This window comes from Maritalea porphyrae, assembly GCF_030159895.1.
Lineage (GTDB): Bacteria > Pseudomonadota > Alphaproteobacteria > Rhizobiales > Devosiaceae > Maritalea > Maritalea porphyrae.
This window is the reverse complement of record NZ_BSNI01000002.1, coordinates 1,080,306-1,092,531: the sequence shown is the minus strand read 5'-3', so window position 1 is coordinate 1,092,531 and position 12,226 is coordinate 1,080,306. Positions and strand designations below refer to the sequence as shown.

At 51.0% G+C, this 12,226-nt stretch carries 13 protein-coding genes and 1 pseudogene; 12 read left to right on the top strand and 2 right to left on the bottom strand.

What is annotated here, in order from left to right; all coding sequences use genetic code 11:
* Position 1 precedes the first annotated feature (1 nt).
* The 11 genes from obgE to QQL65_RS08700 all read left to right on the top strand — a co-directional run bounded on the left by obgE (position 2) and on the right by QQL65_RS08700 (position 10,324).
* The gene (gene obgE / locus QQL65_RS08750) at positions 2–1,045 is read left to right on the top strand and encodes a GTPase ObgE (protein WP_284363700.1); all 1,044 of its coding nucleotides are present in this window, start codon (positions 2–4) and stop codon (positions 1,043–1,045) included.
* Positions 1,046–1,049: 4 nt separating this feature from the next.
* Positions 1,050–2,204 (top strand): glutamate 5-kinase, encoded by a 1,155-nt coding sequence (proB, locus tag QQL65_RS08745; protein ID WP_284363699.1) that lies wholly within the window; start codon positions 1,050–1,052, stop codon positions 2,202–2,204.
* A gap of 5 nt (positions 2,205–2,209) precedes the next feature.
* The gene (locus QQL65_RS08740; protein ID WP_379863723.1) at positions 2,210–3,487 is read left to right on the top strand and encodes a glutamate-5-semialdehyde dehydrogenase; all 1,278 of its coding nucleotides are present in this window, start codon (positions 2,210–2,212) and stop codon (positions 3,485–3,487) included.
* A complete protein-coding gene (locus QQL65_RS08735) occupies positions 3,484–4,116 on the top strand; it encodes a nicotinate-nucleotide adenylyltransferase (protein WP_284363696.1) in 633 nt (210 codons plus the stop codon). The genes QQL65_RS08740 and QQL65_RS08735 overlap by 4 nt, the downstream gene beginning before the upstream one ends.
* A gap of 133 nt (positions 4,117–4,249) precedes the next feature.
* A complete protein-coding gene (gene rsfS / locus QQL65_RS08730) occupies positions 4,250–4,636 on the top strand; it encodes a ribosome silencing factor (protein ID WP_284363694.1) in 387 nt (128 codons plus the stop codon).
* Between the two features lie 3 nt (positions 4,637–4,639).
* The gene (rlmH, locus tag QQL65_RS08725) at positions 4,640–5,122 is read left to right on the top strand and encodes a 23S rRNA (pseudouridine(1915)-N(3))-methyltransferase RlmH (protein ID WP_284363693.1); all 483 of its coding nucleotides are present in this window, start codon (positions 4,640–4,642) and stop codon (positions 5,120–5,122) included.
* Positions 5,123–5,222: 100 nt separating this feature from the next.
* Complete coding sequence (locus QQL65_RS08720; protein WP_284363692.1) at positions 5,223–6,554, top strand: murein hydrolase activator EnvC family protein; 1,332 nt, start codon at positions 5,223–5,225, stop codon at positions 6,552–6,554.
* A gap of 15 nt (positions 6,555–6,569) precedes the next feature.
* Entirely contained in the window at positions 6,570–7,877 is a 1,308-nt protein-coding gene (locus QQL65_RS08715; protein WP_379863725.1) for a S41 family peptidase, read from the top strand.
* Positions 7,878–7,937: 60 nt separating this feature from the next.
* Complete coding sequence (locus QQL65_RS08710) at positions 7,938–9,113, top strand: divergent polysaccharide deacetylase family protein (protein ID WP_284363690.1); 1,176 nt, start codon at positions 7,938–7,940, stop codon at positions 9,111–9,113.
* A 1-nt stretch (position 9,114) separates the two neighbouring features.
* Complete coding sequence (locus tag QQL65_RS08705) at positions 9,115–9,636, top strand: RNA pyrophosphohydrolase (protein WP_284363689.1); 522 nt, start codon at positions 9,115–9,117, stop codon at positions 9,634–9,636.
* A gap of 1 nt (position 9,637) precedes the next feature.
* Positions 9,638–10,324 carry an aspartate/glutamate racemase family protein gene (locus QQL65_RS08700; protein ID WP_284363688.1) on the top strand — a complete coding sequence of 229 codons (687 nt, stop codon included), beginning with the start codon at positions 9,638–9,640 and terminating at the stop codon, positions 10,322–10,324.
* 13 nt (positions 10,325–10,337) lie between these two features.
* On the opposite strand, the gene QQL65_RS08695 is transcribed toward QQL65_RS08700, so the two are convergent.
* Positions 10,338–11,282, bottom strand: coding sequence for an RICIN domain-containing protein (locus QQL65_RS08695; protein WP_284363687.1), 945 nt, complete (start codon positions 11,280–11,282; stop codon positions 10,338–10,340).
* A 232-nt stretch (positions 11,283–11,514) separates the two neighbouring features.
* Between QQL65_RS08695 and QQL65_RS08690 the strand changes: the two genes are divergently transcribed.
* Complete coding sequence (locus QQL65_RS08690) at positions 11,515–11,853, top strand: hypothetical protein (protein ID WP_284363686.1); 339 nt, start codon at positions 11,515–11,517, stop codon at positions 11,851–11,853.
* An 87-nt stretch (positions 11,854–11,940) separates the two neighbouring features.
* On the opposite strand, the pseudogene QQL65_RS08685 reads toward QQL65_RS08690, so the two are convergent.
* A pseudogene (locus QQL65_RS08685) lies at positions 11,941–12,226 on the bottom strand (methyl-accepting chemotaxis protein); the annotation flags it as partial.

Genomic DNA, 12,226 nt, shown 5'->3' with positions numbered 1-12,226 from the left:
AATGAAGTTTCTCGACCAAGCTAGAGTTTACATTCGATCCGGTGCAGGCGGCGCAGGCGCTGTGTCATTTCGGCGAGAGAAGTATGTGGAATTTGGCGGCCCCGATGGTGGCAATGGTGGTCGCGGAGGCGACATTATTGTCAAGTGCGTTGACGGCCTGAACACTCTAATTGACTATCGATACAAACAGCACTTCAAAGCAGGTACTGGCACCCACGGCATGGGCCGACAACGTACAGGCTCTGATGGCCGAGACGTGATTTTGAAGGTGCCTGTTGGAACGCAAATCTTTGAAGAAGACAATGAGACACTGATTGCTGATTTGACAGAAGTCGGCCAAGAAATAGTCTTGCTTGAAGGAGGCAATGGTGGTTTTGGCAATATGCACTTTAAAACCTCCACCAACCAGTCTCCGCGCCATGCCAATCCGGGCCTTGAGGCCACTGACAAATGGATCTGGTTGCGTTTGAAGTTGATTGCTGATGCGGGGCTTGTGGGACTTCCCAATGCGGGCAAGTCGACATTTCTGTCCGCTGTTTCTGCCGCAAAGCCAAAAATTGCAGACTATCCATTTACTACGCTACATCCGAATTTGGGCGTCGTTAAAATTGGCGAACGCGATTTTGTGTTGGCGGATATTCCGGGGTTAATTGAAGGCGCGCATGAAGGCGCTGGCATCGGTGATCGGTTCCTTGGGCATATCGAACGCACAAGGTCGATTATCCATCTGGTGGATGGTACCCAAGAAGATGTTGTAGGCGCTTACAAAACCATTCGTGGTGAGTTGGCAGCATACGGCCATGGGTTGGACGAAAAACAAGAGATCCTAGCGCTTAACAAAGTCGATGCTCTAAGCGACGACGACCGGGATGAAAAGCTCGCCGCGTTGCGTGAGGCGTCCGGCGGCGAGGTTTTGGCGATTTCTGCAGTGAGCCATCTCAATACCGACCAAGTGCTATATAAGGTCATTGGCACCATGGATGCGGTAAAGCAAAAAGCCGAAGACGAAGCCAAGGCGGCACTTGACGAGACTTGGACGCCCTAAAATCATGTCATCGCAATTTTCTCCCCTCTCCGCCAATAGCTTTAAGCGCTTGACCATCAAAATCGGTTCAGCGCTTTTGGTAGATGGGGAAACGGGTCAGTTGCGCAAACCATGGCTTGAAAGCCTTGCAGCAGACATAGCGGAGATTAAGGCGCGGGGCGTTGAAATTCTCATTGTGAGCTCGGGTGCAATTTCGCTCGGGCGACGTATTCTGGGTTTGACTGCGGAAAGCTTGACGCTAGATCAAAGCCAAGCGGCCGCTTCTGTAGGTCAAATCGCATTATCACAAGCCTATCGCGATGCGTTAGGTGCTCACAATGTGGTCACAGGGCAAATTTTGGTGACCCCTAACATCACCGAACAACGTCGGCATTTCCTAAATGCGCGTACCACAATCAACACATTGTTGGAAATGGGCGCGGTACCGATCATCAACGAAAATGACAGCGTTGCGACAAGCGAAATCCGCTATGGCGACAATGATCGTTTGAGCGCGCGCGTTGCTACTATGATCGAGGCGGACGGACTAATCTTATTCTCAGATATCGATGGCCTATACACCGCACCGCCCCATCTTGATCCCAATGCGCAGCACCTACCCATTATTGACCGCATAACATCGCAAATAGAAGCGATGGCCGGTGGTGCCGCCAGTCACTTATCGCGCGGTGGCATGGTGACAAAAGTCGAAGCGGCAAAGATGGCTGTGAATGCAGGCACCGCAATGGTGATTTGCAAAGGGCATGAACTGCATCCCCTCAAAGCACTTTTTGAAGGTGGCAAGCACAGTTATTTTGTGCCCAGCAATACTCCAAGAGCTGCGCGCAAAAACTGGATTATGGCCTCTATTCCAACGGGACGAGTGATCATCGATGATGGCGCTTTGCGAGCGCTGAATTCTGGTCGCAGCCTATTGCCAATTGGTGTGACTAAGATTGAAGGACAGTTTCAGCGAGGGGACGCAGTGGCGATCTTTGATCAATCGAACGGCGAAGCGGCGCGCGGACTTGCAAGCTTTGACGCCAGTGAGGCACAAAGAATAATCGGCAAACGCTCCCAAGACATAGTTGAAATTCTGGGGCCTGTCAGCCGTACTGAATTGGTGCATCGGGACAATCTGGTGCTGACCGGAGTTGAGTTGGAGGGACAAGCGCAATGAGTGCAATGGTTTCACAGTCAAAGGACGATGTTGCTGCAGTGATGCAAGAGCTTGGTAGCGCTGCAAAACAAGCTGCGCGCGCTTTAGCAACGGCAACCCCAGACCAAAAAAACCTAGCGCTGACAGCCGCAGCGGATCAGTTGCGGGTCAGCAAAGATGCAATCCTTAAAGCAAACAAGCAGGATATTGAGGCGGGCAAGGCCAAAGGCATGACCGCCGCCTTTCTTGATCGATTGACGCTTGATGACGAGCGAATTGATGCGATTGCGGATGGTTTACGCGCCATCGCTGAACTTGATGATCCGGTGGGCAAAACCATCGCCACAATTGAGCGGCCGAATGGACTGAAAATTGACCGCGTGCGCACGCCGCTCGGCGTGATCGGGGTTATATTTGAAAGCCGCCCAAACGTTACTGCCGATGCGGGTGCGCTGTGCCTGAAATCAGGCAACGCCGTGATTTTGCGTGGCGGTTCGGATAGCTACCACTCCTCCCGTGCCATTCATGAGGCACTGCAATTTGGTTTGGAAAAAGCGGGCCTGCCAAAAACGGCCATTCAGTTGGTGCCAACAACAGATCGCGCCGCGGTTGGAGAAATGCTCAAAGGTCTTTCGGGCAATATCGATGTAATTGTGCCGCGTGGCGGCAAGAGCCTTGTGGCGCGCGTCCAAGAGGAAGCACGAGTGCCTGTTTTTTCTCACCTCGAAGGCATTTGCCACGTCTATGTGGACAAAAGCGCTGACCTAGAAATGGCTGAGCAGATTGTATTGAACGCAAAGATGCGCCGAACAGGCATTTGCGGGGCTGCCGAGACATTGTTGGTCCATCGCGACGTTGCAGATGTTTTGGTGCCGCAATTATGCGCTGCGCTTGCGGCCAAAGGCTGCGCTATTCGCGGCGACGACGCGGTGCGCGCGCTTTATGCCGATGCTGCACCAGCAAGCGAAGAGGACTGGAGCACCGAATATTTAGACGCGATCCTTTCCGTGAAAATTGTGGGTGATACAGCCGAAGCGATTGCGCATGTGCAGCGATACTCATCTGGCCACACCGAAGCGATAATCGCCGAAGACGACCAATCGGTTGATGCGTTTTTTGCGCAAGTTGATTCAGCAATTGTGATGCACAACGCATCGACGCAATTTGCAGATGGTGGTGAATTTGGCATGGGCGCAGAGATTGGCATTGCGACGGGCAAAATGCATGCGCGTGGCCCTGTAGGCGTTGAGCAGCTTACCAGCTTCAAATATCTGGTGCATGGCACAGGTCAAACACGCCCGTGAGCACCATATTCTTAGACAATGCACGCACTGATGTGTTGCCACATTCTGCGCCTGGCATGCGTATCGGTCTTTTTGGCGGTAGCTTCAACCCGCCGCATGATGGGCATCGCTTGGTATCGCGCCAAGCCTTGAAGCGGCTCGGTCTCGATCAAGTGTGGTGGCTTGTTTCACCCGGCAACCCATTAAAGGATCACTCGGAACTTAAGCCACTTGCGGAACGTATTGCCGCAGCACAAAAACTTGTTGACCATCCTGGTGTTCGGATAACAGGCTTTGAAGCAGAACATGGCTTCAAATATACGTTTGATACGCTTGAGTTTTTAACCAAAAGCTTGCCCGATCGACGATTTGTTTGGATCATGGGTGCAGACAATCTCTCGAGTTTCCACAAATGGGAACGCTGGCGCGAGATTGCGAATATGATGCCGATGGCTGTTTATGTGCGTCCTGGTGACGCGCGGCAAGCGCCATTCTCCAAAACGGCAATCGCCCTTTCGGGTGACCGAATTGACGAAAGTGACGCCCATCGCCTGGCGGACCTTCAGGCTCCTGCGTGGGTTTACATGCATGGCATCATGAGCGACCTATCCTCTACCCAAATACGCAATGGCGGTGCGCCAAAGCGTTGATTGGATCAGACTTGAAAAAACGCGCCAAAAAGCGCATAATCAACTCAATGAGCGGGCGACAGTCCGCGTTGTTTTTTAAAAGGACCAAACGAACCGACATGGTTTCATCATTGTCTTATATGGTTGCTCGCGGATGACGCCGACAACCCATCAAGAGGGCGCTAAGGCCCAAAAAAACCAGCCTGACATTAATCTTATCGATCTTGTTTCTACTGTCTTGGAAGACGCCAAGGCGGAAGAAACTGTGCAGATTGATATTCGTCAGAAATCCAGCCTTGCCGACTATATGATCGTTGCCTCTGGCCGATCAAACCGTCATGTGGGTGCGATTGCGGACCAGTTGCAGCGCGCCATGCGCGAGGCTGGCTTTGGTCGCCCAAAAGTTGAAGGCTTGCCACAGTGCGATTGGGTATTGGTAGATGGCGGTGACGTAATCGTCCACATATTCAGACCTGAAGTGCGCGAGTTCTACAATATCGAAAAAATGTGGTCCGCAGATTTCCCCGGTGAGAACGCCTAACATATGCGCATCTCGGTTGCCGCTATTGGTCGGCTAAAGTCCGGCCCAGAGAGGGAGCTGGTTGATCGCTATTTGGACCGCGCAAAGGGCGCGGGCAAGCAATTAGGCTTTTCTGGCTTTGATATTCACGAATTTGGCGAGGCGCGGCAGGACAATGCGGCGCAACGCAAAGCCCAAGAAGCAGAGCAGCTAATTGGGTGTTGCCCTGAAGGGTCAAAACTGATCGTTTTGGATGAACGGGGCCGCAGCATTTCCAGCCCAGATTTTTCAAAAAAACTCGGACAGTTTCGCGACGATGGCACCCGCCAATGCACATTTATCATTGGAGGGCCGGATGGGCTTGATCCAAGCATTCGCAAGCGTGCGGATCTCGTTTTGAGCTTTTCACCGCTCACTTGGCCGCACCAGATTGTGCGGGCGCTTTTGTGCGAACAAATATATCGTGCGATCACCATTATGAGCGGACATCCTTATCACCGCGAATAGTCGGCCAATATCGACCAACAAAATCACAAAAATACATTTCTATTTGCTAGATTGAATGCACTGATTCGGTTCTATTTTCGCGCCCAGAGGTCATTTGAGTTTGGCTCGTGCTTTGTTTTCACAACTGATTTTGCGCAGCTTGCTCGTCTGCGGCATGTTCAGCGCCAGCATTGTTGGGCCAGTTTGGGCGCAGTTCGTGGACCCACAAACTGCCGAAGACGCGCGGACTGAATTAGAACGCGTTGAGCAAACCATCAATATCAGCACTGAGCGGATTGATAGTTTGCGCAAAGAAATTGCCGATATGGAAGGCGACCGGAGCCAACAAACCGCTGCGCTAATTGCATCGGCGCAACGGGTAAAACTAGCTGAAATCGAAGTAACTGCCATCTCCGAACGCATGGCGGAACTGCGGGCCGAGGAAAACAGCATCAAGGCGACATTGGACCTGGAAAACAGCGAAATCGGTACGCTACTGACAGCGCTGCAAATTATCGGGCGCAATCCGCCCCCTGCCCTAATTGTTGAACCAAACAACGCCACAAAGTCGGCACGCGCTGCGCTTTTGCTATCATCCATACTACCGCAATTGAGTAACCGCGCAGATGCGATCCGGATCGAACTTGACGCGCTTTTGGACATTAAACAGCAGGTTGAAGCAGAAGAAACGGAACTGCGCGAGAACCTCAATATATTGCGAGAAGAAAAGCTACGCATTGCAGTGCTCATTGAAGCGCGAAAAGAAGGCGTGGAGCGGGCAAGTCAAGCTTTAGACGCGGAACAGCGCGAGGCTGAGCTTTTGGCCAGCCGCGCTAAGTCGCTGAATCAATTACTCAAAGTGCTCGAAGAAGAAGTTCAATCCGTAACAGAAGCAAATGAAGCCGCGCGACAGTCGGATGAAACGCCGCGTTTTGATGTTGGCGTACAGCTAGAAAATGAAGCGATCCAACTTGCGCTGGCTGATACGAACCGAACACAACCTGCATTTCCATTTGAACTGGGCAAAGGCCACTTGGTGCCGCCAACGAACGGCGTGAGCGTCATCGAGTTTGGCAACAATGACGGGTTTGGTGGCATTTCTCAGGGCACATTTATCGTCACGCGCGCTGAAGCGCAGGTTGTTGCGCCAGCAGATGGCTGGGTGCTTTATCAGGGCCCTTACCTTAATTATGGCCAAATTGTCATTTTAAACGTTGGGCAAAACTACAACATATTGCTCGCCGGTCTGGCGCAGACAAATGTTGAACTTGGGCAGTTTGTTCTGATGGGAGAACCAGTTGGGATTATGGGCAAACGCACAATTTCTCAAACAATCGCGACCAGTGCTGGTAACTCCCGACCAACGCTATATATTGAACTTCGACAAGAAGGTGAGCCGATGGACCCTTCTGACTGGTGGGCGACCACTCGAAATACAACGCAAAACGGGTAAAAAATGAAATCTAGTATTTTCCAAGCACTGTGGTTGACCCTTGTTTTAGTTCTTGTTGGCGCAACTGGCGCTCAAGCACAAGAAGAGGCCGCGGGCCCGTTAAGCGACGATGAGGTCTATCAAGAACTAAACCTATTCGGCGAAATTTTTGATCGCATTCGTGAAGAATATGTTGACGCACCTAATGAACGCGAGCTGGTTCGCGCGGCTATTCAGGGCATGCTGACATCATTGGATCCACACTCTGGCTATCTCGATCCGGATAATTTTGAAGATGTTCGCGAAGACACTCAGGGCACATTTGGCGGGCTTGGAATTGAAGTGATCATGGAGAATGAAGTGATCAAGGTCGTGTCGCCCATCGATGAAACACCGGCGGCACGCGCAGGTGTTTTGGCCGGCGACTTCATCGTTGAATTAGATGGCGTTGAAGTGCGCGGGCTTTCGCTCGATCAAGCTGTTGACAAAATGCGCGGTGAAGTTGGAACCGATATTGAACTGACAATTATCCGCGAAGGCGTTGATGAACCGGTCAATATCAAGATCACCCGCGACATAATCACATTCCGTGTGGTTCGCACATCCGTGCGCGAAAATGTCGGGGTTGTGCGTTTAGCTCGGTTCACCGGGCAAGCCTATGCAGGCATTGAAGATGGCATTCGTGAGCTACATGAAGAGCTGGGCGACGATCTAAAGGGTTTGATCCTTGACTTGCGCAACAATCCCGGTGGCCTAGTTGATCAAGCCGTTTACATCTCTGATGCCTTCCTGGCGCGCGGCAATATCCTATCAACGCGCGGTCGCACTGACGATGAGAACACGCGCTATGATGCGAATGCTGATGACTTGGACAAGCTGATCGCCGACATTCCGTTGATCGTTCTGATCAATGGTGGTTCTGCGTCTGCTTCAGAAATTGTTGCAGGTGCATTGCAGGACCACAAACGCGCGACATTGGTTGGTACGCGCTCATTCGGCAAAGGTTCTGTTCAGTCCATTATTCCGCTAGGCGCGAACGGCGCAATGCGGTTGACCACATCACGCTATTACACGCCAAGTGGCCGGTCCATTCAGGCAGCTGGCATTACCCCAGACATCGAAGTCTTCCAAGACGTGCCAGAAGAATTGCAGGGACGTGACGAGATTATTGGCGAAGCCGCGCTTGAGGGCCATATTGATGGTGGTACCGAAAGCGAAGCGACAACCGGTTCATCGGTTTATGTTCCAGGCGATCCAGACAAAGACAATCAACTCAAATTCGCTGTTGACCTGATCAATGGGGTGGAAACAAACGAGGCCTATCCCCCCAAATCAGAGGAATAGCGACAACGAAGGTAAGCACCAAAGGCCACTGAACGATCAGGATCAAAGCAAAGGCGGCAAATGATCGACAAGCTGGACAAACCCTTGGGTCGTCGTCGCGGACAACCCAAGCAAAGTGAACCGACGCGCAATTTACCCCAATTGCCGATGGTTCCGATTGCGCTCGGCCTTTTTGCGTTGGTTCTTGGTGCACCAATTGCCTGGATGCTCCTGGTTGACAACCCAGAGGGCGGTCGGCCGGTCGCCGATGTGGAAGTCAACTCAGTCGTTGATAGCAATGAACTTGCCCGCAACCTAACTCTTGAAAATGAAAATGCAGACAATACAGCAGAAGACCAAACGCCTGTTGTCGTTGATCAAGCAGCCGATGCAGACCAGCTGGTTGTTAGCACAGATGATCTTCCCGAAGATGATGGCGAAAACGCGTTCGTTTCTGCGCGCAAAGACATGCTGGAGCAAAGCCAGCACGGCTATATTCCACAGGTTTCGAGCAATGGTGATCGCCCATTAGAAGTTTATGCACGACCTTCGATTACACTTGATTCTGCTGACGGAAAGCCACTCATCGCAGTGGTTGTGACAGGTTTGGGACTTTCCAAGGATGGTAGTATCGGCGCCATTGATCGGTTGCCGGATGACTTCACTCTTGCGTTCGCGCCTTATGGCAAATCTGGTGCTGAAGTTGCAAAGCGCGCCCGCGAAGGTGGGCACGAGATTATGCTGCAGGTGCCGCTTGAGCCATTCGACTATCCGCAAAATGATCCGGGTCCGCAAACATTGCTAGTAGGTCAATCTGCGCGTTCAAATTTGGACCGCCTATATTGGTTGATGTCCCGCATTGAAGGCTATACCGGCATCATCAATCACATGGGCGCTAAATTCACATCTTCAAGCGGCGACTTCGAACCAATCATGGAAGAAATTGCATTGCGTGGGCTCGCCTATTTTGATGATGGCTCTTCGAACCGCTCTGTTGCGCCACAATTGGCGCAACGATCCGGCACCGCATTTGCCGTTGCTGATTTGACGCTAGATGACAATCCGACACGCAACAAGATTTTAGAGCAGCTCACCCGTTTGGAGAACCGTGCTCGCGAAAAGGGCCATGCCATCGGCATTGCTGCTGTGCTGCCAATATCGGTAAGAACACTGACAGAGTGGTCACAAACTTTGGAAGATAAAGGCATTATACTTGTGCCTTTGAGCGCACTTTATACTAACAATAGTGGAACTTAAGATGTCTAATTTTGCTTTGCGCGAACAGCTGCCATATCGGCCGTGTGTTGGAGTTGTGTTGTTTAACAAGGAAGGCAAAGTCTTTGCCGCTAAACGCAAACCCCAAGACAAAGAGTTTTCAAAATATATTTGGCAATTGCCGCAAGGTGGGATCGACAAGGGAGAAGTTGCTGCCGAAGCCGCAATCCGTGAATTATACGAAGAAACCAACATCAAATCGGTTGAGATGATCGAGCGCACCAAAGAGCCGCTTTACTATGATTTGCCGGACGAGTTGTTGGGCATAGGTTTGAAGGGCAAATATCGTGGGCAAGTGCAGGATTGGTTTGCGATGAGATTTGTTGGCGATGAAGGCGAGATCAATGTAAAACGCCCAGCGAACGGGGCGCATCCAGCCGAGTTTAGCGCGTGGGCATGGAAAGAGCTTTCTGAAATGCCGGACCTGATCGTGCCGTTCAAGCGCAAAGTCTATGAGGACTTGCTTGCCATGTTCTCCCATATTGGTCCAAAGGAAACTGCATAGCGTGAAAACTATTGGCCTTATTGGTGGCATGAGTTGGGAGTCTACAGCTCTATATTATGCGGCAATAAACAAAGAGATTTCGTTGCGGAAAGGTGGGTTAAATTCCGCCCCGATTCTTCTACATTCCGTAAATTTCTCACCCATTGCTGAAATGCAAGCGAACCACGACTGGGACGGGCTGGGCAACGAAATGGCGGCAAGTGCTAAACGGCTAGATGCAGCAGGCGCCGACGGGCTATTTCTTGCGACCAATACGATGCACAATGTGGCGAACCGGATCGAAGAGGCGGTTGAATTACCCTTTGTGCATATTGCTGATCCAACAGCGGATGCATTGCTAGCAGACGGCATTGAACATGTTGGTTTGCTGGGCACTGCCTTCACAATGGAAATGCCCTTCTATCGCGATCGCCTGCAGGCCAAAGGTCTCAACGTTTTGGTACCGGAAGTGAATAGGACGAACTTGTCGGGCATCATTTATGAGGAGCTGTGCAAAGGGATTGTTCGCGAACAATCACGACAGGTCTATGTTGACGCAATTAACCAGCTTCAAACTCGCGGTGCGGAAGCCGTGATATTGGGCTGCACTGAGATTACAATGCTGATTGGTGACGATGACAGCCCCATCCCCACATATGATACGACCGCCCTACATGCGAGGGCGGCCGCTGACTTTATTCTAAGTTAGAAATGGTCGTTTATTATTCTGCGCTGACGATGATCCAACGTTGAGAGTTGTCGTTTTGTGCGCGGCGGGTGACTGCAGAATTGTCATTTGACCCTTCATGAGCATCTACAAATCGACCAGTGCTTCTTTGCTTGATGGTGTAGGTTTTGTTGCCCAGGGAAGTCATAATCCATTTTTGGGTCATATTGTTTTGCATTGGGCGGGTCACAATATCATAGCTTGTTGGACCTTGGTGCGCATCAAGATATAGGCCTGAACTCTTCTGCTGAATGGTATAGGTGTTGTTTCCAAGTAGGCGTAGTACCCACACTTGAGTTTGATTAAGCTGTGGCGGGCGGGTAACGGCTGAATTGTCGTTTGAACCTTCATGCGCATCTAAATAGCGCCCTGTGCTCTTTTGCTGAATGGTGAATTCGCCAACAATTGTGCCTGTTGGTTGCGGTTTCGGCGCAACCGCTTTTTTGACAATCCAGTGTTGGGTCAAGTTGTTTTGCGGTGGTCGGGTAACAACGGAGTTGTCGTTTGATCCTTCATGCGCATCTAAATAGCGTCCGGTGCTCATTTGTTGAAGCGTGTATGTGTCTTTGTTTTGAAGTACCAAGCGCCAACGTTGGGTGGCGTTGTTTTGCTTTGCGCGCGTCACTACTGAACTATCATTTGAACCTTCATGGGCATCCATAAAGCGCCCATTGCTCTTTTGTTGAATTGTATAGATGTTGTTGCCAAGCGGTTTGAATGTCCAAACCTGTGTTGTGTTGGATTGTTTGTTTCTTGTGACAACCGAATTGTCATTTGAACCTTCATGCGCATCGACAAATCGGCCATTGCTCTTTTGCTGAATGGTGAAGTCTCCATTTAGCGGCACAACTACCTGCGGTGATGCGATAGCGTTTCCGCTGATGAGTGTTGCTGTTAGTAAGGCGATAGCGGCTGAAGCGCGTTTGATATTCCAAGTCATTTTGATCTCCCAATCGTTATGTGTTCCCTAGTGTCCTCCCCTTTGTAGGCAAGCTGCCCTGAGGCCGCATTGAACATGGAGTTCATGTACGGTTCATGTGAATTTTCGACTGAAAGAAGTGAACGCGCGCAGCTAGTGCAGAACGGCTGAATGTAAAATGAACGCAGGCTTCAGCCCTTAAACAGATGTGGACTTGTAGAAGAGGACAATATTTTGAAAAGGGAGTAATTAGATGTCAGTTTCACGCAACACCGCACAAATCGTATCCGTTCTTATGACAACAGCAATCCTGATAGCCGCCAGTTCTGGCGCAAGTGTCGCCGCGCCGCAAGCTGCGCTGACAGCGGGTGAAAAATGCACAGTTACCTCAGGCCCAAATAAGGGCAAAACAGGTACCTATGGCGAAGATGGATGGTGCGAAGGTGATTGGGGTGGCACAGAATGTGTCGCGAGCAAATGCAAGGTTGCCACGTCAGCAGGCGTTGTTCGCGGAAAAACAAAACCCGCGCCGCGTTTCAAATTCAAACGCGTGTTTATGGTCAGTACTTCAGCAGAAGTTTTGAGCAACTAGGTCGCAAGCAATATTCGAAAAAACCAAAGCCCACCAGGAATATCTGGTGGGCTTTTTGTCGACTTCTATCCATGCTAAACGAGCGCTCTACCATTCTTCATCTGGCTCTTTCACCGCAGCGTTGCCATGGCTCAGATATGCCTTAGCGGCAGTTTGCTGCAGCCCACGCGCATCTTGCTGAGGCGCATTCTGAGGTGCTTGGTCATAGTCGTCTGCTTGAGATTGTGCAGGCGCTTGACTACCATCAATGCGGAACTGTTCCACCACCCGATCAAGTTCAGAAGCTTGGCTTTCTGTCTGATCAATCGCTGCATTGGTTTCTTCAACCAAAGCCGCATTGTGCTGGGTCATCTCATCCATCTCACGAATTGAG